We start from the raw sequence: 23,954 nt of genomic DNA on the forward strand, positions 1-23,954 counted from the left end.
GCGAGCCGATCCCGCCGACCCGATTCCGACGCCTCCACCCCCCGGACCCAATTCCGGGGGTGGAGGCGTTTCCGCGTTATTCTCCGGCCTTCTCGCCTTCCGGTGAACGGCCGCATGAAGTGTTCCACTCACTGGGCGGCCGTGCGGCGCGGGGCATCGGTGGACGATTTCCTGATGGGCAGCGCCCGCGGGGCTCGTCGAAGTGAATGAAGGATTCCGGTGCCCATGACCGTCATATCGCCGACCGAACCCACCTATGTCGTGCGGCCGGTGCCCGATGTGGACCGTGCGCGGCTGCGCGCCGCGGTGGACGCCGCGGAACCCGGCCCGCTGCTCATGGCGATGGTCCACATGACCGGCGACGCCTCGCTGCTGAGCGAGTTCTGCGCGAGGCTCGACGCCGAACGGGGCGACGGGCCGGGCGTTCCCGGCCGGTACCCGGACGCGGTCGCGGCCGAAGTCCGCGCGCGGGCGTTCGCGCTGTTCGAGGGCGGGATGACCCCGCGGCTGACCGTTCCCGACGACGACCTGTTCCTGCGCATGGCCGAGGTGTGCGTGGACGACTCCGTCGGGAAGGAGTTCGCGGCGCACCTGCGGGAGATGTGCGGATTCGAGCCGGACCGGCGGCAGGTGCCCGTCACCAAGGCGCCGCCGGACGGTTTCCGCGTCATCGTCATCGGCGCGGGAATGGTCGGGCTGAACGCGGGCGTCAAACTGGCGGAGGCGGGTTTCGAATACCTGATCTTCGAGGAGCGCGACGACATCGGCGGCACCTGGTCGCGCAACGTGTATCCGGGCGCGGCCGTCGACACGCCCAGCCATTTCTACTCGTACTCCTTCGAACTCAACCCGGACTGGTCGATGTACTACCCGACCGGCCCCGAATACCTGGAGTACATGCGGCACGTGGTCGACAAGTACGGCCTCCGCCCCAACATCGCCTTCGGGACGAAGGTGCTGCGCTGCGAGTGGATCGAGAAGTCGTGCCGGTGGAGGGTGACGGTCCGGGCCGCCGACGGGGCCGTCCGGGTGCACGAGGCGAACGCCGTGGTGACCGCTACGGGCATGCTCAACGCGCCCTCGACGCCCGACATCGACGGCATGGACTCCTTCGCCGGCACAGTCATGCACACGGCCGAGTGGGATCCGTCGGTGGACCTGACGGGCACGCGGGTCGTCATGCTCGGCACCGGCTGCACGGCCGTCCAGGTCGCGGCGAGCCTGGCCGGCCGCGTCGCGGAGCTGCACGTCGTGTGCCGGCAGCCCCACTGGATGGTGCCCGAGCCGATGGTCGACAAGGCCGTCCCCGAGGGCGCCCGCTGGGCGATGTCCCACATCCCGTACTACCAGCAGTGGTTCCGTGTGAAGACGTACTGGTACGCGGGCGACAAGGGATGGGACAAGCCGCGCATCGACCCCGGGTGGGACGCCGACCGTCCGTCCGTGTCGGCCGCCAACGACGTCGTCCTGCGCGCGTGCCTCGACCATCTCGAGCGCACGTTCCCCGACCGCCCCGACATCCGCGCGGCGCTGACCCCCGACTTCCCCCCGTACGCGAAGCGCATCGTCAAGGACCCGGGGTTCCTCGCGGCGCTCGCCCGCGACGACGTCTCGCTGCACCGGGCGTCGTTCCGGCGCATCGAGCCGAACGGCGTCGTGACGACCGCGGGCGAGTTCATCGAGGCCGACGTCATCGTCTTCGCGACCGGCTTCAAGCTCGAGTTCCTCTCGTTCATGGACGTCATCGGGCGGGACGGCCGCAAGCTCGCCGACGAGTGGGCCGGGCACCAGGACCCGCGCGCCCACCTCGGCATCACCGTCCCGGGGTTCCCGAACCTCTTCGTCACGGCGGGGCCGAACTCCGCCCCGAACCACGGCGGCGGCCACAACTCGGTCAGCGAGGGACACGTCCACTACATGATCGAGTGCCTGCAATACCTGGTCGAGAACTCCCGCTCCGCCATGGAGCCCCGCCGCGACGTGACCGACGAGTACAACCGGCGCGTCGACGCGTCCCTCGACAGGACCGTCTGGCGGCACGGCGGTACCGCCGGCGGCTACTACCGCAACGAGGCCGGGCGGGCGTGGATCAGCTGCCCGTGGCGGCTCGTGGACTACTGGGCGATGCTCCGCGCCCCCGACCCCGCGGACCACCTCTTCTTCGACGCCGACGACCGGCCCTCCGCCTGACGCGCCCCCGCCGAAACCCATCCCACCGGACCACCACCCCGAAATGAGGCACGCCATGTTCGAGGCGACCGCCGACCGCATCGCCAGCGGTTTCAGCTGGACCGAGTGCCCGCGCTGGCATGAGGGCCGCTTCGTCTTCAGCGACATGTACAACGCGCGCGTCCTGGCCCTGTCCCCGGAGGGCGGAACCCCGGAGACCCTGGTCGACCTGTCCGCCCGGGAGGGCCGCGACGGCGAGCCCGTCATCCTGGTCGGCACCGGTTTCCTGCCCGACGGCCGGATGCTGGTGAACTCGATGTTCGAGAAGCTCGTCCTGGCCGTGGACGGCGGCGCCGTCACCGTCCACGCCGACCTGCGCGACCTCGCCGCCGGGCCGATCAACGACATGGTGGTGGACGCCGCCGGGCGCGCGTACGTCACCCAGCTCGGCTTCAACCTGTGGGCGCAGGAGACCCCCGCCCCCTCCCCCATCATGATCGTGGAGCCGGACGGCACGGCCCACGTCGCCGACGAGGCCGGTGAGCTGATGGGCGCGAACGGCATCGCGATCAGCGCGGACGGCTCCACGCTCGTCACCGCCGAGGCGTTCGCCAACAAGCTCACCGCGTTCGACGTGCGCCCGGACGGGTCGCTGACCGGCCGCCGCGTGTTCGCCGAGCTCGACGAGCTGCCCGACGGGATGTGCATGGACGCCGACGGCGCGGTCTGGGTCGCCCAGCCGCCCGCGTTCCGCGCGCTGCGGATCGTCGAGGGCGGCGAGGTCACCGGCCGCGTCACCGTCCCGCCGGAGGAGGCGGGATCCAGCACGGCCTGCGGACTCGGCGGCCCGGACCGCACCACCCTCTACCTGTGCTGCGGCTTCGAGGTCTTCGACTGGGAGGCGTCCCGCAAGGGCGCCCAGGGGTCGATCTGGGCGGCGCGGGTGGACGTCTCCGGCGGAACCACCCGTCCCTGACACGGCGCATCGAGAGGAACGACCATGCTCGACTTCACCGGCAAGACGGTGATCGTGACCGGCGCGGGCCGCGGCATCGGCCGCGCCCACGCCCTGCTCCTGGCGAGCCGCGGCGCGAACGTCGTCGTCAACGACCTCGGCGGCGACACCGACGGCGGCGCGCCCTCGCCCGGACCCGCGGCGCACGTCGTCGAGGAGATCACCGCCGCGGGCGGCTCCGCCGTGGCGAACTCCCGGTCGGTCGCCACCGCCGAGGGCGCCCGGTCGATCATCGACACGGCGCTGGAGGCGTTCGGCCGGATCGACGCGCTGATCAACAACGCGGGCAACTACCGGCTCTCGACGTTCGAGGACCTCACCCTGGACACCGCGCAGGCGTTCCTCGACGTCCACTACAAGGGCGCACTGCTCATGGCCAAGGCCGCGTGGCCGCACCTCGCCGAGGCCGGCGAGGGACGCATCGTCAACACGATCTCCGCGGCGATGATGGGCGTCCCGGACATGGTGCACTACGGGTCGTCCAAGGGCGCCGTCTACGGCCTCACCCGCAACCTCGCCGTCGCCGGGGCCGCCCACGGGATCAAGGTGAACGCGGTGGCGCCCGGCGCGGGCACCCGCATGATGGACGTTGCCGCCGACGCGCTCCCGCCCGGCACCGCCGAGTACATGAAGGAGCACATGCCGCCGGAGTTGGTGGCGCCCGTCGCCGCCTACCTCGCCCACCCGGCCTGCACCCTCACCGGCGAGGTGCTGAACGCCGCCGGAGGCACGGTCTCCCGGCAGGTCATGATGACCACCCCCGGCGTTCACGACCCCGCCCTCACGCCCGAGACGGTCGCCGACCGGATCAAGGAGATCTGCGACCCCGCCGAGGCGCGCGTCACCGAGCTGATGGGGGTCGACGAGCCCGGGGACGCGTCGTGAGCGGGGGCCGGTGGACGGTCGAGGTCGACCGGCGGCGCTGCATCGGCAACCAGATGTGCGTGACCGCCGCCGGCGACCACTTCGTCCTCGAGGACGGCAGGTCCCGGCCGGTCGCCGACTCGGTCGCCCCCTCCGAGGACGTCCTCGAAGCCCTCGAACTGTGCCCGACCTCGGCCATCACCGTCCGCGACGAGACCGGCGCCCTCGTCGAACCCAGCTGACCCGCGCACCAGACCCAGGAGACACACGACCATGACCGTCGCCAGAGCCGAGTTCCCCTTCGGCCCGGTCCCCCCGGCCGAGGCCCTGCAGATCATGCGGGCGATCCGCGACGACCGTCCGATGACCAGGGTGACGTTCCCCGTCGGCGGCGAATGCTGGATGCTCCACCGGCACGAGACCTGCCGGGCCGTGCTCGAGGACCGCCGCTTCGTGCGCAGGCCGTTCACCGACGGCCGTCCGGTCCCCTACGCCTTCGCGTTCCCGGCGTTCCTGACCCAGACCCTGCAGTTCATGGACCCGCCGGACCACACGCGGTTCCGGCGGCTGGTCTCCAAGGCGTTCACGCTGCGCCGCGTCGAGCGGCTGCGCGGCAAGGTCCAGGAGGTCGCCGACGAACTCGTCGACGCGATGGTCGAGACGGGGCCGCCCGCGAACCTGGTCGAGTCCTTCGCCCTCCGGCTGCCCATCCGGGTCATCGGCGACATGCTCGGCGTGCCGGAGGACGGCCGGGGGAACTTCGTCCGGTGGAGCCACGCGATGCTCGCCACGTCGGGCATGACCGAGGACGAGGTCACCGAGGCGATGACCTCCCTGTACCTCTACCTGCAGGAGCTCATGACGCGGAAGCGGGACGACCCGCGGGACGACCTGCTCAGCGCCCTCGTCGCCGCCCGGGACGCCGACGACCGGCTCACCGACGACGAGATCATCCAGATCGCGATGCTGCTGGTCGCGGGCGGCTTCGACAACACGGCGAACTTCATCGAACTCGGCGTCCAGGCGCTGCTGGCCGACCCCGGGCAGCACGCCGCGCTGCTGGCCGACATCGACGGCGTCATCCCGACCGCGGTCGAGGAGATCCTCCGGCACGGCGGCTTCGTCCTCGGCCGCGAGATGAGCGGCTTCGCCGGGCTCGTCCCCTTCGTCGCGTCCGAGGACGTCGAACTCGACGGCGTCCTCATCAAGGCCGGGGACGCGGTCGCCGTCGACCTGAGCACCGCCAACCACGACGACGGCGTCTTCGCCGACTCCGACAGGTTCGACGTCACCAGGGAGCGCAACCCGCACCTCACGCTCAGCCACGGGCTCCACCACTGCCTCGGCGCTCCGCTGGCCCGCATGGAGCTCCAGGTCGGCATCGCCACCCTGTTCCGGCGCCTCCCCGAGCTGAAGCTCGCCGGCGAGCCGGTCTACCTGGAGGGCGTCCTCACCGGCGGCATGACCGACCTCCCCGTCACCTGGTGACCCCCGGGCCCGCCGGCCATCCGCGCCCGGCACCGGCGGGCCCGGGCGCCTCCCCGGACGCTGCTCGCATCGCCGGAGGCGGCGAGACGCCGACGGGCGCGAAGCACATGGCCTCGCCCTCGCCGCCTTCCGGGAGAAGCGGACTCCCCGGTTCGGCGACCGCTGAGATCCGCAAAGGAGCCGAACACATGTCACCCACCGCCGATGCCGCGGCGCCCCCCGCGATCATGCCCTTCGTCAAGATCGTCACCGACAACCCCGAAGCGCTGCTCGACTTCTACAGCCGGGCCTTCGACTTCAAGGTGATCCAGCGGGTGAAGTCCAGCGCGGGCACCGAGTGGGAGCTCGAAGAGATCATCACGCACGCCGCGAACGACGCGGGCTGCACGCTCGTCCTGCTGAAGTTCCTGGCCCGCCCCGTTCCGGAGCCCGGCGGGATCGTACTGGGCATGCGGGTCGGCGACATCGACGCCGCCCTGGAACGCGCGGTGGACGCCGGAGCGGTGGTCGTGAGGCCGCTCAAGACCGAGGAGGAGCACGGCGTGAAGGTCGTATTCGTGCAGGACCCGGGCGGCAACCTGATCGAGATCATCGAGCCGCTGGCCTGAGCCGTCCGAGACTCGTCGAGCCCAGAAAGGAAGCGTCGTGACCAGGAAGCAGCGCCACCCCATCACACCGGTCATGCACCCCACGCTCATCCACGACTTCTACGAGCCGGGCGAGGTCGAGGCCCTGTTCGACGTCGTCCGCCGGCACGCCCCATGGAAGCTGGTGCTCGCCCACCACTTCTCGTCGACGGAGGAGTACCTCGCCGTCTCCGGCGGCGCCGGCGTGGACCCGGCCGAGGTCAGCCTCTCGGACTTCATCGCACCGGTCTTCCGTGACTACCTCGCCGAGGAAGGGGTCGTCTTCTACCCCGAAATCCACGACCTCTACTTCAGCAAGAAACTGCTGGACCCGGTCAAGGAGATGCACGGCGCGAAGTACGGCCTGGCCCTCCACATGCTCTTCAACACCGGCGTTCCCTCGCACAGCTTCGACGCCGGCCACTTCGACAGCGCCAACTGGCGGGGCTGCTCGATCGTGAACACGCCGATCTGGCTGCTCAGCGTCATGGCGAAGTCTGGCCTGTTCGACCACTGGGCCGTCAAGACCGGGCAGATGATCACGTATTTCTACGACTCCGACATCGACGGGGGCTTCACCTACTGGCCCGACGGCCCCGACATGCCTCCGCAGCGGTTCAAGGCGCCGTTCAACAACACCTGCATCCTGTCCGACAACTCGAAGATGTACCACCGCAGGGAGAGCAACGGCCCCGCCCACCAACGCGACCACCCCGACATCCGCCTGGAGTCGCTGCTGCACTCCGAGGACCCCGACGACTGGGTGATCCGCAACGGCGACCAGGAGATCGCGCGATACCGCGACCGCGACATCCGGACGCTCTTCCACTACACCGCCCTGGTCTTCGACGAACTGTCGGACGTCCGCACGTACCTCGACCACACCGACGACCTCACCCACGAGAAGGTCTTCGAGGTGCTGATCCACGACCTGAGGCGCAGAGGCGTCAGGTTCACCGAGCCCACCGCCCCGATGTCCGATCCGGCGTTCATCGCGCTGCTGAACAAGACCTACGAGATGGCTCCCCGCGAGTACCCGGCGGAGGCACCGCTGGCCGTCCGCGGCGCCGTCTGAACCGGACGCCCGCCACGCCGCCGCCACCCCTCAGGAGCACGTATGGACCTCAGGCTCGACCCGGACGTGCGAGCGCTGCAGGAAGCCAGGGCCGAGACGAACCCCGTCCGCATGGCGGACGCCGGTTTCCGGAGCGTCCGCGAATGGCTGGAGGGACTGCCGCATCCCGAGGGACTGCCGGACATGGCCGACGTCGACACGGTCTGGATCCCCGGGCCCGGTGGAAGGCTCCGCCTCGACGTCTACACGCCCGGTGAGCAGACCCCGTCTCCCGCCGTGGTCTATTTCCACGGCGGCGGCATGGTGATGGGCTCGAACCATTCGTTCCGCCCGATGGCGATCAACCTCGCGCACTATTCGGGCGCCAAGGTCTTCGCCGTCGACTACCGGCTCGCCCCCGAGCACCCGGTGCCCGCGCAACTGGAGGACTGCTACGCGGCCACCGTGTGGGTCGCCGAGAACGCCGCCCGGCTCGGCGTCGACCCCGGCCGCATCGGCGTCCTCGGCGACAGCGCGGGCGGCACGCTGGCCGCCGGCGTCGCGCTCAAGGCACGCGACGACGGCGGCCCCGCGCTCGGCTGCCAGGTGCTGATCTACCCCGGCGTCGACGCCGACATGGCCGCGGAGTCGATCGCGGAGTTCGCCCGCGGCCCCGGCCTGACACTGGACGACATCCGCTACCTCCGCGAACTGTCCGGCGAAGGATTCGGATCCACCTCCCCGTACGTCCTCCCCATCCTGGCCGAGGACCTGTCCGGCCTTCCCCAGACGATCGTGGCGGTGGCCGAGTGCGACCCGGTCCGCGATTGGGGCGAGCGGTACGCGTCCCGCCTCGTCAGGGCCAGGGTCCAGACGACCGTCACCCGCTACCCGGGCCTGACGCACGGGTTCGCCATGCAGGTCGACCACCTCGCTCGCGCCCGTCTGGCGATGGCGGAGATCGGCGCCCTCCTGAACGCCAAGTTCCGCCACCCCCTGCCGTGGTGAACGGCGGCACGCCGCGACGCGCCTTCCGGCTCGCGGGGCGGCGGCGCGGACGTCGATCTCCAAGGACGGCGGTCGGCGGCTGAGGCCCGGCCCCCGGGCCGTCCACGTCGTCGTGGGCGGGCCGGGGCGAGGCAGGCGTCGTCAGCCGTTCAGTTCGGCTTCGATGAGCTCGGCCATCGCGGCCATTCCCGCGGCGTTGGGGTGGGCGGGCGCCGTCCCGCCGAGGGTCGGTTCGTTCCAGCGGACGTTCGCGCTCTTGCACGCGTCACGCCCGGTGCTCGCCTCGTACGGGTCGACGACCATGACGCCGGCGTCCTCGGCGCGTTCCTCGATCATGTCGTTGAGGCTCTTCTGCTTGGCCGTCACCCAGGGGATGTCACCGGGCGCGAACGGCAGGAACGGCCAGCAGCCTCCGGAGTCGGGCGTGAGCCGCAGGTAGCCGGTCAGGACGATGCGTGCACGCGGTGACCGTGCGCGGATTCCCTCGATCGCCGTGTCGAGTTTCGCGGCGGCGGCACCGATTCTCGCCTCGACCTGGTCGGTTCCACCCGCGGTGAAGTGCTTCTGGCACGGGTTGCTCCACCATTCACCGAAGGCGAGAAGCGCGCAGGTGCCGATGGACGTCATGAACCCTGCGTCGTTTCCGCCGATCGTGAGGGTGACCAGGTCCGTGTCGGGGCCGAGGGCCTCGAACTGCGGAGGCACCCCGGCCTTCTGCGATGACGTCAGGTGCTCGGTGGTGGCTCTGCCGCAGGTGACATCGGTGAAGGAGGCCGGCTGCAGCGCCTCCGCCAGCAGGTGGGCGTAGTTGTGGTCCGAGCGCTCGCATTCCGGAACTTTCTGTTCGGGAATGCCGGGCCCGGAGGCGTAGGAGTCGCCGAGGGCGACGTATTCCGCGTAGGCGGGCTCCGCGTGCGCGGGAGCGGGCGATGCGATGGAGAGGACGACGGCGAGTGCGGAAACTGCGGTCATCGAGGCCACGAGCCGCTGGGGCGGGCAACGCGCATGGAATGACTCCAAGGGGAGAACGAACAGTTCCCTACCGGCCGGTAGCAATATGTAATAAACCAGCATTTCCGCAATACATCAAGATGCGGGACAGACATTTTATCGACATTATTTACGCCCAAACGAGGACAGCATTTTCAGCCCTCGAGACATTTCCCGAGGGCTGAAAATGCCGGACTTCGTCGGCGCCGTCAGAACTCGATCGGCACCTCGCGGTACGGCACGAGGCGGACGGGGCCGATCAGGCCGTAGTCCTGGCGGGCCTGCTGCGCCTGGCCGGGGAACCCGGGGGTGACCCGGAGCCGGTTGCGGAGCGGCGTCGCCACCCGGACCGTGATCGTGTTCTCACCGGGGCGCAGGTGACCGGAGAGGTCGACACGTCCGGTGACCTGGTCGGACGGCGGGATCGCGCGGCCGTTCACGCGCACGGTGAAGGTGTCGGTGACCTCGCCGAGGTCGAGGCGGGCGCCCTCGGCGTGGTCGAGCCGCACCGTCGTCGTGTACGTGCCCACTCCGGAGACGTCCTGCAACTCGGGGATGCGCGACCAGGGCCGCAGCGCGTCGAGCCGCAGCTCGTGCCGGGTGATCTCCCGGGAGCCGTCGGCGCCCCGATGCCAGTCGTCGACCGCCAGCGTCCAGTCGTCCAGTTGCACGGGCCGATCGACGTCCGGCACGTCCACGCGGACCTGCTCACCGTCGTCGAAGGTCACCGTGTGGACGCCGGATTCCGTCACGCGCAGGTGCGGACGGCCGTTCCGCATGGTCACTTCGCCGGCGGACGTCGCGGTGACGTGACCGCCGGGTCGTCCCGCCAGCGCGATCACGGTGGAGCCGCCCGGGGCCAGGTCGGCCCGCACGGTCGTCCGTCCTGCGGAGGCCCGGTATCGGCCGATCGGGGTGATCCCGCCGGTCCACGCGTCGAGTTCGTACGGGCGGCCGTTGCCCTCCAGCGACACCGGTGCCGTGATCGCCTTCGAGGTCGGGTTGTGGAGGTAGTACAGAACTCCTCGGTCCAGGTCGCGCCGGACGGTGAGCAGTCCGGACGCCGTGCCGGTCTCCACCGAAGGGCGCACGCCGAGGCCGCGCAGCGCCGCGGGCAGCGCGCCGCGGTCGGAAACGCGGCGGACGGAGGGCTGCGCGAGGAGCCGCTGGACGATCCGTGCCAGCTCGGCGTCCTGCCGGGCCGCCTCGTGGGCGCCGGGCGTCCGGGACGGCGGATCGCCGACGATCACGATCGGCAGGCCGCTCTCGGCGTGCCGGAGCAGCAGCCGCGCGGTCTCGACCGGGAGCGTCGTCTGCTGTTCCAGGATCAGCGCGCGGTAGGCGGGCCCGTCCGGGGCGAGTCGGCGGTTCCGCACTCGCGTTCCGTCCAGCTGCTCGGGGCCGACATGGTCGTGCGTGAAGCCCGCCGTGTTCGGCACCTGCACGTCGGCGCCGTACTCATGCCGATAGACGGCGAGGTCGACCGAGGGGCCGCCTTGGCGCAGCACGTACTGCATGCGCGCCGTCCAGTCGGTGATCTTGCCGGTGTCGTCCCAGGTCGGCTGCCGCGGGCCCCATGCTTCGGAGAAGCCGTTGCCGCCGGTCTGCATGGTGAACGGCGAGAAACCCGGCCACGGCGATCCGAGCGCGCCCTCGTTGGCGAACCCGTGGAAGACGACCTGGTTCACGCCGTGCGCGAAGGCCGTGTTGAAGTGGCCCAGCATCTGCGGCCAAGTCTGTGCGTAGGCGTGGTCGTAGGCGGCGCAGCACTCCAGCGAGTAGACCTTCTTGCCGCCGAGGTGGACGGCGCCGTCGGCGATCCAGCGGGACGGCTCGTCGGTGTAGCCTCCGTTCCCCCCGAGCGACTCCGTCTCGGGGACGTCCACCGCCGCGTCGATCGTCGGTGTGTCGATCGTCGTGCCGTAGGGCTGGGCGCGGTAGCGCAGGCCCCGCGAGTGCGCCCACTTCTGCAAGGGACGGACGTGCGCGTCGATGTAGAGGTCGGTCAGCGTGCGGTAGTAGTCGTCGCGGACGCGCTCGCCGCTGCCGTCGCCGAACGTGAAGTCGGGCTCGTCCTCGGGCGTGGCGGACGTGTACTGGCGGTGGATGTTCTCGATGAACAGGATCGGCAGGTTCTCGCGCAGGGAGTAGCCGCGGAGTTCGCTGAACCGTGTCGTCAGGTCCCAGGTCCAATGCTGCGCCGAGTCGAGTTCCAGCGAGTCCTCGAAGAGGTCGCCGCCGTTGCTCTTCAGCAGGCGCCGCAGTTCCGGCGTCAGGACGCTCGTGTCGAGGAAGCTCGTCGCCGCCTCGACCCCGGCCGCGCTGAAGTGGTCGACGACGTGGGCGGCCTGCTCCGACACCGACTGGCCGGAGACTGCGGCCTGGCCGGTGCCGCGCTGCCAGTAGCCGAACAGCAGCCACTCCCCGCCGTCCGGCGCCGTCCAGGCGATCCGCCCGTCGCGGACCGACCCGGTCAGGTCGGTCAGGGTGTCCTTCTCCAGCTCGACGGGCTTGGTCCCGGTGCACTCCTGCGCGCAGCGGATCGCCTGCGCCGCCACCAGTGTCTGCTTGGTGACGCCCGTCTTCGGTTGCGGCGCCGCCGGCACGGGGCCGTCGTAAGCCGTGCCGCCCTTCACGATCGCGCGCCCGTAGGCGAGTTCCTGCGCGGCACGCGGATCGTCCGGGGTCAGGCCGGGAACGACCAGCGGCCAGGACGGCCCGACGGTGAGGTCGACGCGGACGCCGTGCCGCCGACCTGCCTCGACGGCCCGCCGGAGCCGGTCGGTGAGGACCGGGCCGCCCCAGCCGTACTGGCCGGGGTCCGTGCTGAACATGCAGGCGATCTCGGCGGCGGTGAACCCGCGGTCGGCGATCGCCCTGATCTCGCTCTCGATCTCCTGCGGTTCGATCTGCCCGCACGCCCACCAGTAGCGGATCTTCGGCCGCGCGTCGGCGGGCGGGTCGGCGAACTGGCGGGCGAAGGCGGCGCCGAAGGGGGACGGCGGAGCGGCCGCGGCGGCACCGGGCACCACGACGACGGCCGCCATCGTCAGCAGTGCCACGACGCCGGCGCGCAGCCGTCTGCGTGGGGTGGGGGGCATGGGGACTCCTCATGTGCGGGTGGGGTGGGTGCCGTGACCCGGTGCGGAGCGCTCGGCGGGCCACGGCGGAGCGTCAGGCCGTGACGGACGCCGGGGCCTGCTCGCTGAGCTCGATCATCGCCTCGAGGTCCTCGCTGGAGACGCTGACGAACGCCAGGAACTGCCGCATCGGCAGCGAGGCGACCATGTCGAGCATGTCGGCGTGCTTCTCGGACTCCCGCCGCTGTTCGTCGGTCATGCCCTCGCTGATGGTCCGGGTGAGGACGGGGCCGACGACCGGGTGGCCGAACCAGTCGGCGACCGGGGAGTCCAGAGACAGGGACGCGGCGACCGCGTCGCCGGTGAGGGTAATCGTCCGTTCGGCGACGACGCGAGTCGCGTTCTCGCCGATCTGCACCGTGTAGTCGCCGGGCGCGACCGCCCAGCGGCCGAGTTCGACGTCGTAGTACGCGAACGCGCGCCGGTCGAGCGAGAGCTCGACCGTCCGCGACTCGCCGGGCTCGAGGAAGACCTTCGTGAAGGCGCGCAGTTCCCGCGCGGGACGGCGCACGGGCCCGGCGGTCGTGGCGACATACGCCTGCACCACGTGCCCGCCCGCCCGTTCTCCCGTGTTGGTCACGGTCACGGTGACGATCGCGGTGTCCTCGCCGGTCAGGGTGACGTCCAGGTCGCCGGTCGCGAACGTGGTGTAGCTCAGGCCGTGGCCGAACGGATAGCGGACCGCGCGGTCGACCGTTTCGTAGTACCGGTAGCCGACCATGACGCCCTCGCCGTACCGGACGTGCCCCTGTTCGCCGGGGAAGTTCAGATGGCTCGGGGTGTCCTGCAGGCGCAGCGGGATCGTCTCGGCCAGCCGGCCGGACGGGACGGCGACGCCGAACAGCAGGTCGGCGACGGCCCCTCCCCCGGCCTGGCCGAGCAGCCAGCCCTCGAGGATCGCGTCGACGTCGTCGTGGAAGCCCTCCAGGGAGACCACGCCGCCGTTCGACAGCACCACCGCGGTCCGCGGGGCGGCGGCCGCCACGGCGCGGACGAGTTCGACCTGCTCGGCGGGCAGGTCGACGTCCGCGCGGTCGAAGCCCTCGGAGGCGTCCTTGGCGGGGCCGAGGAAGACGACCGCGATGTCGGACTCCCCTGCCACCCGGACGGCCTCCTGGCGCAAGCCCGCCCCGTCGCCGTCGCCGTCGCCGTCGCCGTCGAGCGCGAACCCGCGTGCGTAGGCCACGCTCTGGCCGCGGTCGGCGGCCAGCGCCTCGACGGCCTCCAGCGGAGCGTCGACGCGGGTCGGGTTGATGTGGGAGCTGCCGCTCCCCTGGTAGTGCGGCACGGCGGCGAACTCACCGATGACGGCGATGCGCCGCACGTCCTCGCCGATGGGCAGGACGGCGCCGTCGTTCTTCAGCAGCACGGCGCAGGCCGCCGCGAGTTCCCTGGCGAGGGCGTGGTGGGCGTCGGTGTCGAAGACGCCCGTCGCCGGCGCCCGACGGCCGGCCAGGTCCGCGACGCGGCGGGCGCTCGCGTCCACGACGGCTTCGTCCAGCTCACCGGCGCGGACGGCGCGGACGACCGCGGCGTCGCCGTCGCCGCCGTCCCCGGGCATCTGCAGGTCGAGCCCGGCGGCCAGGGCGGCGACCCGGTCGTAGACGCCGCCCCAGTCGGAGACCACGGCCCCGTCGAAGCCCCATTCCTCCCGCAGCACCTCGGTGAGCAGCCACCGGTTCTGCGAGGCGGGCACGCCGTTGATCCGGTTGTAGGACGACATCACCGTCGCGGGCCGGGCGTCGGTGACGACGCGTTCGAACGCGGACAGGTAGATCTCGCGCAGGGTGCGCTCGTCGACGTCCGCGCTGACGCGCATCCGGTCGGTCTCCTGGTTGTTGGCCGCGAAGTGCTTCACCGACGCCCCCGGCCCCTCGCCCTGCAGCGCGTTCACGTGGGCGGCGGCGAGCACCCCGGACAGGAGCGGGTCCTCGGAGTAGTACTCGAAGTTGCGCCCGCACAGCGGCGAGCGCTTGATGTTCACGCCCGGGCCGAGGACCACGTCGACGCCCAGTGCCCGGGCTTCGCGGCCGATGGCGGTGCCCAGGCGGGCCGCCACCTCGACGTCCCAGCTCGAGCCGATGGCGACGGCGGGTGGGAAGCACGTGGCCGGGAGGCTCGCGTGGACCCCCATGTGGTCGGCGGCCCCCTTCTGGAGGCGGATGCCGTGCGGTCCGTCGGACAGGACGATCGAGGGGACGCCCGCCTCGTCCACCGGCTCCGTGCTCCAGAAGTCGCGCCCTGACAAGAGGGCGGCCTTCCGCTCCAGCGGGAGGTCGGCGGGGTCGGTTCGCGGCACGTTCGGGTTCCTTTCACGTTGCTTGCGGGTCGGTCCGCCAGGGCGGCGGGGTCACTGGTGGGCGCCGCCGTCGATGCGGATCTCGGTGCCGGTGACGAACGCGCCGTCGTCGGAGACGAGCATCGCCACGACCCCGGCGACGTTCTCCGGGCCGGGCATGCCGTCGCCGATCGCCGGGGTCAGCTTCAGGAAGAGGTTCCAGTCGACGTCCGCGGGCACCAGGTCGGCGATGTTGTCGGTGATGCCGCTGCTGATGCCGCCCGGCACGATGTTCACGGCCCGCAGGCCCTGCTTGGAGTACTCGAGCGCGAGGCTGTGGGTGAAGGAGGCGATGCCGCCCTTGCTCGCCGAGTAGGCCGCCATGAACGGGTGGGCGAAGAACGCCGAAGTGGAGCTGAAGTTCACCACCACGCCCCGCCCGGACTCCAGCAGCGCGGGCAGCGCGGCCCTCGTCATCAGGAAGGTTCCGGTGAGGTTCACGCCGATCACCCGGTTCCACAGCTCCAGCGAGCATTCGTGGGTGTGGGCGCCGCGCAGCATGCCCGCCGTGTTGATCAGGGCGTCCAGGCCGCCGAGGCTCTCGACCGCCGCGGTGACGGCCGCACCGACCGCGGCCTCGTCGGAGATGTCGACGGGCGCGACGGTGAGCCGGTCGGCCGTCCCGGCCTCCGCGGCCAGCGCGGCGGTCTCCTTCAGCCCGTCCTCGGCGATGTCGCCGGCCACCACGCGGGCGCCTTCGGCGAGCAGCCGCAGCGTGGCGGCCCGGCCGATGCCGGAGCCCGCCCCCGTGATCAGTACGCGCCGGTCGGCGAGTCGCATCATGGTGTTCCTCTTCTCTCTCGGTCAGCCGAGCCGGGCGAAGCCGGCCTCGATGTCGGCGGGCAGGTCGTCGCCGCCGCCGGGGATCATGGCGATCGCCTCGCGGACGGTCATGTTCTGCTGGACGGCGCCCAGCCCCGCCTCGACGTGCTCGGCGAGTTCCGGCAGCCGCCGGACGATCGCGTCGCCGAGGACCTGCCGGGCGCCGGGCCGGTCGGCGACCTCCGCGAGGGTGCTGTCCAGGGTGAGCGGCGCCGCGTCGTCCCGGTCGTCGGCGTACGGGAGGTCCCAGCGGTACGCGCCCGAGCCGACGGTGAACCGGTCGGCGCCCGGCAGGGTGACGTGCGCGGTGGCGTTCGCGGGGACGACGGCCTTCACGTCGAGGCGTCCGTTCTCGATCCGCCAGGTGCACTCGGCGGCCCCGTAGGGCGTGCGCAGCCGGGCGCCCGCGTGGGTCAGCCCCCCGCCGGGCCGGGGGCGGATCTCGATCTCCCGGTAGCCGGGCGCGGCCGGGGCCAGGCCGGCGACGGTGCGGTGCAGCCAGTCGGCGACGGCTCCCAGCGCGTAGTGGTTGAAGGACGTCATGCCGCTGGGGTTCACGGTGCCGTCGGGCAGGAGGCTGTCCCACCGCTCCCAGATCGTCGTGGCGCCCATCGTCACCGGATAGAGCCATGACGGGCACTCACGCTGCATCAGCAGCCGGTAGGCCGCGTCGAGATGCCCCTCTTCCGTGAGGGCGTCGCAGATCAGCGGCGTTCCGACGAAACCGGTGGCGATCGTGTAGCCGCCGCCGCGTACCAGTTCGACGAGCCGTGCCGCGGCGCGGTGACGCTGCTCGGGTCCAGGCAGGAGGGCGAACTCCAGCGCCAGCGCGTACGCCGTGGGAGAGTCGCTGAGCAGCCGGCCGGACGCGGTGGTGTATTCGTCCTGGAACGCCCGGCGGACCTGGGACGCCAACACGCGGTAGCGGCCCTCGTCCTTCTCGCGACCGAGGACGGCGGCGGCCCGGGAGAGGAGATCGGCGGACCGCGCGAAATAGGCGGTGGCCACGATCTCGGGCGGGGTCTTGGCCTGCTCGGGCCGCTCCGCGGGCGCGGTGGGGTCGAGCCAGTCGCCGAACTGGAAGCCGCTGTTCCACAGCCCGTCCGGCCCGGCCAGCCCCGCGACGTGGTCGACCCACGCGCGCATGCTGTCGAAACTCGACTCCAGAATGCCGGTGTCGCCGTAGCGCCGGTACATCACCCAGGGCACGATGACGGCGGCGTCGCCCCAGGCCGCAGCCGCGTTGCCGGCGGTCCCCATCACGTTCGGCACGACGAAGGGCACCAGGCCGTCCTGCCGCTGCTCGGCGGCCAGGTCGGCGAGCCAGGACGTCAGGAGGCCGGCGCTGTCGAACAGGAACGACGCCGTCGGCGCGAACACCTGCAGGTCGCCCGTCCAGCCGAGGCGCTCGTCGCGCTGGGGGCAGTCGGTGGGCACGTCGAGGAAGTTGCCGCGCATTCCCCAGACGACGTTCTCGTGCAGGCGCTCGACCAGAGGGTCGGAGCAGGTGAACCAGCCGGTGCGCTCGAGATCCGAGTGGCACACCACAGCGGCAACGTCCCGCACCGGACCGCTGATCTCGGCGTAGCGGAACCCGTGGAAGGTGAAGCGCGGCTCCCACGTCTCGTCCTCGCCGCCGCGCAGGACGTAGGTGTCGGTCGCCTTGGCGGTGCGCAGCGGGGCGGTGCAGAGTTCGCCGTCCTGGAGCACCTCGGCGTGCCGCAGCACGACCTTCTCCCCGGCCCGGCCGCGCGCGGTGACCCGCAGCCTGCCGACCAGGTTCTGGCCGAAGTCGACGATCCGGGTGCCGTCCGGCGTCGTCCTCGTCTCCACGGGCGCCAGGACCTCGGTCCTGCGCACCGGCGGGCCCGCCGGCGCGACGAGCGTGGCCGGGTCCCGCTCCACGACCTCGACCGGGGACCAGCCGCCGGTGTCGTGGCCGGGCGACGACCACCCCGGACGCTCCAGCCGCGCGTCGTGGACCTCGCCGTCGTACAGGTCCGACGACACCAGCGGCCCGGACGCCGCCCGCCAGGACGCGTCGGTGCCGAACCGCTCGCTCGTCCCGTCCTCGTAGACGACCTCGAGCTGGGCGAGCCACGCGAGCCGGTCGCCGTACAGGGCGCGCTTGCCCTCGAAGCCGAGCCGCCCGCGGTACCAGCCGTCGCCGAGCGTGGCCCCGAGGCAGTTGGCGCCCTCCCGCAGCAGCCCGGTGACGTCGAACGTCTGGTAGCGCAGCCGGTGCTCGTAGGCCGTCCAGCCCGGGGCGAGCACGTGGTCGCCGACGACCGTCCCGTTCAGCTCCGCCTCGTAGACCCCGAGCGCCGTCGCGTACAGCCGCGCGGCCCGCACCGGGCCGCGCACCTCGAACTCGCCGCGGACCAGCGAGCCCTCGCCGGGGCCGACGAACCGCGCCGACCAGTCGTCCGGGTCCAGCAGTCCCGCCTCGACGTGCGCCTCGTCGCTCCACGGCGACCACCCGTCCGGTCCCTGCACGCGCACCCGCACCGCGGCCCGCTCGCGCGACGCCAATGGCGCGAACGGCCACGCCACCAGCACCGACTCACCGGAATCGACCCGGACTCGTTCGCCTCGCGCCTCGATCTCGTACGCGCTCTGCGTCCACCCATCCCCGTCGGCCTCGACGATCCACGACACGCGCGGGCACGGCGTCCCGACGCCCAGCGGCTCGCGCAGGTGCTCGAAACGGATCACGCTTACGTGTGTTGTCATCGAGTAGTCCCCCTCATCAGAATCCGGCCGGAGCGCACACGGTTACTAGCACGTGTAAGTAGCACGCTAGCGAACCCCCTTGATCGGCCGGACGCTCAGCCCGCCGAGGAGCGCGACGCCCGCCGCGAACGCGAACAGCAGCGGGTAGTTCCCACCGCCTCCCAGCGCCAGGACGAGCGGCGCCACCGCCGGCGCCGCCGACTGGGGAAGCGCGCTGGCGATATGGAAGATGCTCATGAACCTGCCCGCCTCCCGCTCCCGGTTCGGCAGGACGTCCGTCGCCAGCGCCAGGTCCACCGCCCCGAACACCCCGGCTCCGAAGAGGATGAACAGCGACCCGACGAGTACGCCGGCGTACGAGGAGGCCGAGGCCACGACCAGGAAGCCGACCATGAAGAGACCGGCCGCCGCGTAAATGAACGGCTTCCGCCGCCTCAACCGGTCGGAGAGGAAACCGCTCGCGACCGCCCCCACCGTGGTCATCACCAGCCCGACCCCGCCGGTGATCGCGAGCAGCCCCGTCACCTCGTCCAACTCGTATCCCAGGTGATCGGTCAGGAAGTAAAGCTGGTACGTCGATAGGACCATGAGGCTGAACTGGATCAGGAAACGCCCCACGAAGGCCCACCCGAAGTCGGGGTGCCGCCGCGGGTCGAACACGAGGCTGCGGGCGAGCCCGGCCAGGTCACCGGTCCGACGCGCGTCCTTAGGAAGCGGCGGGTCGGGCATCCTCACGACGAGCAGCAGCACTCCGCCGCACGCCACCAGTGCCGGCACCAGGAAGAGCAGCGTCGTCGAGCCGCTGAGGGCGCCCGCGAACTGGAATCCGGCCACCCCGGCGATCTGCGCGGTGAACCCGAGCAGCCCGCCGACCTTCCCGCGCTGCTCCTCCGGCACCTGGTCGGGCAGGATCGCCGTCAGCGGCGACATGATCATGCTCACGCCCAGCTGCATGACCACGTAGCCCGCCAGGACTCCGCCGACCGACCCGAACGCCGCGGTGAGCACCGCACCGGCGACCAGCACCGGCATGCCGCCCAGCATCCAGGGACGGCGGCGCCCCATCCGGGAGGCCGTGTTGTCGCTGAGCACCCCGACCACCAGGCCCGAGACAAGCCCGACGAACGTCCCCGCCCCGACCACCAGCCCGAGGGCCGCCTCCTTCCCCGCGGGATCGATCTGCTCGAGGCGAATGGCGAGAGACGCCAGCACCGGCGTCATGACCGCGACGTACAGGGCTAGGTACGCCACGACGTAGACCGCGACGAACCCGCCGCCGACGCGACTCGGGCCCGCCGGGGAGGGGGCCGCCTCGCGTGTCGCGACGGAGGGCAGGGGAACTGGTTCGGACAACACGGTCTCCGGGGTGGCTTCGATCGACCGGCCGCGCTCGCCGAGGGAACGGCCGTCGATCCTGGTACTTACACGTGTAACTTAGGATGCGAGGACGTTAACACCGAGCTCAGGTCACGGCAAGAGGCGGCTCACCGGCGGCCACCCAGGCCACCGACTCCCGCGAAGCCCGTGAGGCGACCGCGTGATCCCCGAACCCACATTTCACCCTTGCCGCGGCACTCCGCCGCTGTTACGGTACGCTCCACCGAAGTTACACGTGTAAGTACTTCGTCTTCCAAAAACGACATTCCCCCTTTCCCTCCATGTCCGCGCGTCACCAGCACCATCCTTCCACTTTACTTACACGTGTCAGTTCGCCCCTTCGGAGCCAAAAGCGAACATCTGGCCGGCACCCATCACGGACCGCCACCCACCCCCCTCACATTCCCCCCTTCCAAAGAGGAACCACCCCAATGACCTCAGCCTCTTCCCCACCACCCGGCGCAGAGCAAGACGACTTCACCGGACGCTACGTACTACTTCTGGTGGCCTTGATATGGCCGGCCCAACTGCTGTCGGTCACCGGGCTACTGGTCGGCAACGCCCAGTCCGAGATCGCCGTTCATTTCCATACGACACAGATCGCCTGGCTCGTTCTGGTCAGCGCGCTGATCGGCGCTTTCTTCACCCCGTTCGTGATGAGGGCGGCCGATCTGTACGGCAAGAGGCGCGTCATGATCGCCCTCACCGTGCTCGGCGTGATCGGCGACCTGATCTCGGCGCTCGCGCCGAACTTCGCCACGCTCCTGATCGGCCGTGGCGTGGCCGGGTTCTACGCGCCGATCGCGGCTCTGGTGTTCGCCATCGCCCGAGACGTGTTCCCGCCGCGTCTCGTCGGTCCCGCCAGCGGGCTGATCGGAGGTGGAGTGGGCTTGGTCGCCGTGTTCGGGCCCTTCCTGTCCGGCTGGCTTCTGGACGGCTACGGCTGGCGCAGCGTCATGTGGTTCCTCGCCGCGGCGTCCGCGCTGAGCCTGGTCCTCCTGCTGACCGTCGTCCCGGAGAGCCCGGTCCGGGACGAGCGCACGCCGATGGACTGGGCCGGCGGGCTGCTCCTCGGCGGCGGCATCACCGCCATCGTTTATGGCGTCGGAAAGGGAAGCGACTGGGGCTGGTCCAGCGCCGGGTTCCTCGCCTTCGTCATCGGCGGAGCAGCGGCGATCATCGCCTTCGTCATCGTCGAGGGCCGCGTCGCGCATCCGCTCTACGAGCTCTCGATGCTGTCCCGCCGCCGCGTCTGGTCGGTCTTCCTGGCGACTGCGCTGCTCGCTGGCACCGTGCTGTCGGCCGGGACGATCAGCCAGCTGCTGGGGCTGATGCCGAAGATCCCCACCGTCTCCGACGGCCTGGGGTTCAGCGCCACCAAGCTCGCGTGGATCGGCGCGCCGGCCAGCGTCGTGATCGTCCTGACGGCCGTCGCGACCGGATGGCTCGCACGACGCGTGGACAGCAGGATCCTGCTCGCGATCGGCGCGCTGTTCGCCGCCGTCGGCTACGGGCTCACAACGAACTTCCACCACACCGTCCCGCAATTGATGACGGTCGGCATCGTGTCGGCGATCGGTCTCGGCACGATCGTCGCGCTCGTCCCCGTCATGATCATCGAGGTGGTGTCCCCGGCCGAGCAGGCGCGCGCCAACGGGCTCCAGAACATGCTGCAGGGCACCCTCCTCACCGTCGTGACGCAACTGTTCTTCGTCGTACTGGCCCGGGACGGCAGGGTCGTCCAGGGCACCCAGTTCTACCTGGACGCCGGATTCACCAACGGCTTCTGGCTGGCCGCAGGATTCGCGGTCGCCGGCCTCCTGGCCGTCGCACTGATCCCCAAGCTGAAGCGGCTGGAGGAGGCCGAAACCGGCAAGGCCGCACCCTGACCGGCGCTCGGCCCGTGCCCGACGAACCTCGGACACGGGCCGAAGGCTTTCCCCGACGGCCCCCGGGTAAGCCGTTTCAAGGCGGGTAGCGTGGGACCAGGCGTTCCTTCAGCCGGATGACCTGGTGGTGGTCCTCGTGGCAAATGGAAACATGCACGCCGGCCACGATCTCAACGGTCGGGGCGAGGCATCCGACGAACGGGTAAGGGCCACGGCCACCCACCTGTTCGCCGAACTCGGCTACGACGCGGTGTCCACACAGATGATCGCCGATGCAGCCGACGTCGCCCCCGACACGGTGACCGATCGTCATGGCGGCAGGCGCGGCCTGTACCTGGCGACGTTCGAGCAGATCGCCCAGCGAATCGGCGAGCATCTGGACAAGGTCGGCGAAGACTTCACACCTGATGCCGAGGGTCTGTTCCGGATGATGGACCGCTACCTGCACCTGTGCCTGGAACACCCTGAGGTGCCGAAACTCTGGTTCCACCGCTGGATGTCCGATGCCAGCGATGTCACGGGCGTGGAGGAAGAGGTCGGCGCGCCCGCCCAGCGAACGGCGCTCGCGTTCTTCACCCAGGCCATCGACCCGGCCCTCGACCCGGAGGCGACCATGTGGACCCTCGTCTGGGCAGTCCACGCTTACATGCTGAGCGGCTACCCCGACGCCTCCAGTCACCGCCGGCCACCTGACGACCCGGAAACACTGCAACGGTTCCGCCGCCATCTCCACCGGCTCACCCGACTCATGGTCACCTCCTGACCGCCCACCGACAAGCCCGAGGACGGCGCCTCGAGACCGCAGCCGTATTACACGTGTAACCCACGTGCTTCTCCGGGGCTAACATCGGTTCCTTGCAGCGCAGCAGGGAACCGACGGCGGGAGCGACGGTGTCAGCGAAGAAGCCATCACGCAGGGTCACCAGTGCCGACGTGGCGCGGGAAAGCGGCCTGTCGCGCGCGACGGTGAGCTTCGTCCTCAACGACAAGCCGAATCAGTCGATACCGCCGGCGACCCGTGAACGCGTCCTGCAGGCCGCCGCCCGTCTCGGCTACATCCCGTACGCCCCCGCCCGCACACTGCGCAGCGGCAGGAGCGACATCGTCCTCCTCGTCCTCCCCCCATGGCCCCTGGGCCCGGCCATGAACCGGCTCGTCGACGCCGCCGCCGAGGTGCTCACCGAGGCGGGCCTCACCCTGGTCGCCCACATCCACCTCGGGGGCCCGGAACGGCTGGCCTCATTGAACACCTCCCTCGCCCCCGCAGCCGTCTTCGGCATGCAGCCGTTCACCCAAGAGGAGCAGGACGTCATGCGGCGCGCGGGCGTCGGCCTGATCCTGCCCCAGCCGCCCCCGGACCACGACCTCGCCGACACCCCTTGGAGCAGCGGCGTCGGCCGCATGCAGGCCGAGCACCTCATCGCCCGCGGCCACGAGCAGATCTCCTACGCCCTCCCCGACGACCCCCGACTCGCAGAACTGGCCCACAGCCGACTCGACGGCGTCGCACGAGCATGCACAGACGCCGGTCTGGCCCCCCCGCTCGCGGCCCCCGTCCCCCTCGACGCGGACCAGGCCGCCCGAACCGTGTCGCAATGGCGCGACTCCCCCACTCCTCCGACCGCCGTCTGCGCCTACAACGACGAGGTCGCACTCGCCCTCCTCGCAGGAATGCGCAACATCGATCTCTCAGCCCCGGACGACCTCGCGGTCATCGGCTCGGACGACATCCCCGCCGCGGCCTTCGCCGTGCCTCCCCTGACCACCGTCGCCCTCGACAGCGGCTCCCTCGGAGCCGACCTCGCCCACGCCCTGCAACGCTCCCTGGACGGCGACCCCGAAGACTTCTCCACCCTCCGCCCCAGCGTCCACGTCATCGAACGCCGATCAACCTGATCAGCCCCGAACCAGTGCAGGTCACCTAGCGGCGCCCTGAGGCGACAGGACGACAGCCGACCTCGAAGGCTCCTCACTCGAACGCTGCTTTTACGTTGTAGATCACTACAATGGCGTCGCTCGTTCTGCAACTCCTCCACGAGAAAGAGCGGGCCCGCACGGCCGCGCCCACCACGACGCCCACGAGGCCGTGGACGGCCCATCGCGCAGGTTGGACGCCAACGGCAGCATCCCCTCGCTCTCGGATCCGCCAGGAGAAGAGAGGTCTACGGGGTCGTGCGGAACGTGGCCGAGTTCGTCACCACTCCCAAGGGACGGGCCGGGCGGCCGAGCAAGGCGCTCACCCTCGAGCAGGCCACGGCGGTGCTGGAGACCGCCAAAGCGTCGAGGCTGCACGCCTACGTCGTGCTCAGCCTCATGACCGGCATCCGCACCGAAGAGGCGCGTGCACTGCAGTGGCAGCACGTCGTCGCCTGGGTGAAGGACGAGGACGTGTGGCGGCCGGTGGGCACGGCCGGGTTCGACCATGAACGGTACGCGGTCTA

General features: G+C 71.0%; 17 protein-coding genes and 1 pseudogene. 12 read left to right on the forward strand and 6 right to left on the reverse strand.

Annotated elements, in window-relative coordinates; translation table 11 throughout:
• The first annotated feature begins 225 nt into the window (after positions 1–225).
• The 8 genes from AB0L25_RS28225 (at position 226) to AB0L25_RS28260 (ending at position 8,224) form a co-directional block, all read left to right on the forward strand.
• Positions 226–2,190, forward strand: a complete 1,965-nt coding sequence (locus AB0L25_RS28225; protein WP_500175733.1) for a flavin-containing monooxygenase — start codon at positions 226–228, stop codon at positions 2,188–2,190.
• A gap of 55 nt (positions 2,191–2,245) precedes the next feature.
• The gene (locus tag AB0L25_RS28230) at positions 2,246–3,145 is read left to right on the forward strand and encodes an SMP-30/gluconolactonase/LRE family protein (protein ID WP_500175734.1); all 900 of its coding nucleotides are present in this window, start codon (positions 2,246–2,248) and stop codon (positions 3,143–3,145) included.
• A gap of 24 nt (positions 3,146–3,169) precedes the next feature.
• Positions 3,170–4,069: an SDR family NAD(P)-dependent oxidoreductase gene (locus AB0L25_RS28235; RefSeq protein ID WP_500175736.1), complete on the forward strand. Its 900-nt coding sequence runs from the start codon at positions 3,170–3,172 to the stop codon at positions 4,067–4,069.
• A complete protein-coding gene (locus tag AB0L25_RS28240; protein WP_500175738.1) occupies positions 4,066–4,290 on the forward strand; it encodes a ferredoxin in 225 nt (74 codons plus the stop codon). Before AB0L25_RS28235 ends, AB0L25_RS28240 begins: the two co-directional genes overlap by 4 nt.
• Before the next feature lie 31 nt (positions 4,291–4,321).
• Positions 4,322–5,536, forward strand: a complete 1,215-nt coding sequence (locus tag AB0L25_RS28245) for a cytochrome P450 (protein WP_500175739.1) — start codon at positions 4,322–4,324, stop codon at positions 5,534–5,536.
• 188 nt (positions 5,537–5,724) lie between these two features.
• Complete coding sequence (locus AB0L25_RS28250) at positions 5,725–6,144, forward strand: VOC family protein (RefSeq protein ID WP_500175740.1); 420 nt, start codon at positions 5,725–5,727, stop codon at positions 6,142–6,144.
• Between the two features lie 37 nt (positions 6,145–6,181).
• Entirely contained in the window at positions 6,182–7,237 is a 1,056-nt protein-coding gene (locus AB0L25_RS28255) for a hypothetical protein (protein WP_500175741.1), read from the forward strand.
• 42 nt (positions 7,238–7,279) lie between these two features.
• Positions 7,280–8,224: an alpha/beta hydrolase gene (locus AB0L25_RS28260; RefSeq protein ID WP_500175742.1), complete on the forward strand. Its 945-nt coding sequence runs from the start codon at positions 7,280–7,282 to the stop codon at positions 8,222–8,224.
• 141 nt (positions 8,225–8,365) lie between these two features.
• Here the strand turns inward: AB0L25_RS28260 and AB0L25_RS28265 are convergent, their stop codons facing one another.
• The 6 genes from AB0L25_RS28265 to AB0L25_RS28290 form a co-directional block, all read right to left on the reverse strand.
• The gene (locus AB0L25_RS28265; protein WP_500175743.1) at positions 8,366–9,196 is read right to left on the reverse strand and encodes an SGNH/GDSL hydrolase family protein; all 831 of its coding nucleotides are present in this window, start codon (positions 9,194–9,196) and stop codon (positions 8,366–8,368) included.
• A gap of 227 nt (positions 9,197–9,423) precedes the next feature.
• Positions 9,424–12,315, reverse strand: coding sequence for a glycosyl hydrolase (locus tag AB0L25_RS28270; protein WP_500175744.1), 2,892 nt, complete (start codon positions 12,313–12,315; stop codon positions 9,424–9,426).
• A 73-nt stretch (positions 12,316–12,388) separates the two neighbouring features.
• Positions 12,389–14,653, reverse strand: a complete 2,265-nt coding sequence (locus AB0L25_RS28275) for a glycoside hydrolase family 3 C-terminal domain-containing protein (RefSeq protein WP_500175746.1) — start codon at positions 14,651–14,653, stop codon at positions 12,389–12,391.
• 51 nt (positions 14,654–14,704) lie between these two features.
• Positions 14,705–15,475 (reverse strand): SDR family NAD(P)-dependent oxidoreductase, encoded by a 771-nt coding sequence (locus tag AB0L25_RS28280; protein ID WP_500175747.1) that lies wholly within the window; start codon positions 15,473–15,475, stop codon positions 14,705–14,707.
• A gap of 21 nt (positions 15,476–15,496) precedes the next feature.
• A complete protein-coding gene (locus AB0L25_RS28285) occupies positions 15,497–18,247 on the reverse strand; it encodes a family 78 glycoside hydrolase catalytic domain (RefSeq protein ID WP_500175748.1) in 2,751 nt (916 codons plus the stop codon).
• 66 nt (positions 18,248–18,313) lie between these two features.
• Complete coding sequence (locus AB0L25_RS28290; RefSeq protein ID WP_500175749.1) at positions 18,314–19,600, reverse strand: MFS transporter; 1,287 nt, start codon at positions 19,598–19,600, stop codon at positions 18,314–18,316.
• A gap of 455 nt (positions 19,601–20,055) precedes the next feature.
• Here AB0L25_RS28290 and AB0L25_RS28295 point away from each other — a divergent pair, with 455 nt between their 5' ends.
• The 4 genes and pseudogenes from AB0L25_RS28295 to AB0L25_RS28310 form a co-directional block, all read left to right on the forward strand.
• Complete coding sequence (locus AB0L25_RS28295; RefSeq protein WP_500175750.1) at positions 20,056–21,513, forward strand: MFS transporter; 1,458 nt, start codon at positions 20,056–20,058, stop codon at positions 21,511–21,513.
• A 124-nt stretch (positions 21,514–21,637) separates the two neighbouring features.
• A complete protein-coding gene (locus AB0L25_RS28300) occupies positions 21,638–22,276 on the forward strand; it encodes a TetR/AcrR family transcriptional regulator (RefSeq protein WP_500175751.1) in 639 nt (212 codons plus the stop codon).
• 128 nt (positions 22,277–22,404) lie between these two features.
• Positions 22,405–23,409, forward strand: coding sequence for a LacI family DNA-binding transcriptional regulator (locus AB0L25_RS28305; protein WP_500175752.1), 1,005 nt, complete (start codon positions 22,405–22,407; stop codon positions 23,407–23,409).
• A gap of 276 nt (positions 23,410–23,685) precedes the next feature.
• Positions 23,686–23,954: pseudogene (locus tag AB0L25_RS28310) on the forward strand (site-specific integrase); the annotation flags it as partial.

The organism is Spirillospora sp. NPDC052242 (assembly GCF_040679555.1).
Lineage (GTDB): Bacteria > Actinomycetota > Actinomycetes > Streptosporangiales > Streptosporangiaceae > Spirillospora.

Bases quoted from the DNA above. Each gene is read 5' to 3' on its own strand.
- AB0L25_RS28245 (WP_500175739.1), top strand. From the start codon at position 4,322: ATGACCGTCGCCAGAGCCGAGTTCCCCTTCGGCCCGGTCCCCCCGGCC.
- AB0L25_RS28270 (WP_500175744.1), bottom strand. From the start codon at position 12,315: ATGCCCCCCACCCCACGCAGACGGCTGCGCGCCGGCGTCGTGGCACTG.
- AB0L25_RS28225 (WP_500175733.1), top strand. From the start codon at position 226: ATGACCGTCATATCGCCGACCGAACCCACCTATGTCGTGCGGCCGGTG.
- AB0L25_RS28265 (WP_500175743.1), bottom strand. From the start codon at position 9,196: ATGACCGCAGTTTCCGCACTCGCCGTCGTCCTCTCCATCGCATCGCCC.
- AB0L25_RS28230 (WP_500175734.1), top strand. From the start codon at position 2,246: ATGTTCGAGGCGACCGCCGACCGCATCGCCAGCGGTTTCAGCTGGACC.
- AB0L25_RS28295 (WP_500175750.1), top strand. From the start codon at position 20,056: ATGACCTCAGCCTCTTCCCCACCACCCGGCGCAGAGCAAGACGACTTC.
- AB0L25_RS28250 (WP_500175740.1), top strand. From the start codon at position 5,725: ATGTCACCCACCGCCGATGCCGCGGCGCCCCCCGCGATCATGCCCTTC.
- AB0L25_RS28260 (WP_500175742.1), top strand. From the start codon at position 7,280: ATGGACCTCAGGCTCGACCCGGACGTGCGAGCGCTGCAGGAAGCCAGG.
- AB0L25_RS28285 (WP_500175748.1), bottom strand. From the start codon at position 18,247: ATGACAACACACGTAAGCGTGATCCGTTTCGAGCACCTGCGCGAGCCG.
- AB0L25_RS28280 (WP_500175747.1), bottom strand. From the start codon at position 15,475: ATGATGCGACTCGCCGACCGGCGCGTACTGATCACGGGGGCGGGCTCC.
- AB0L25_RS28235 (WP_500175736.1), top strand. From the start codon at position 3,170: ATGCTCGACTTCACCGGCAAGACGGTGATCGTGACCGGCGCGGGCCGC.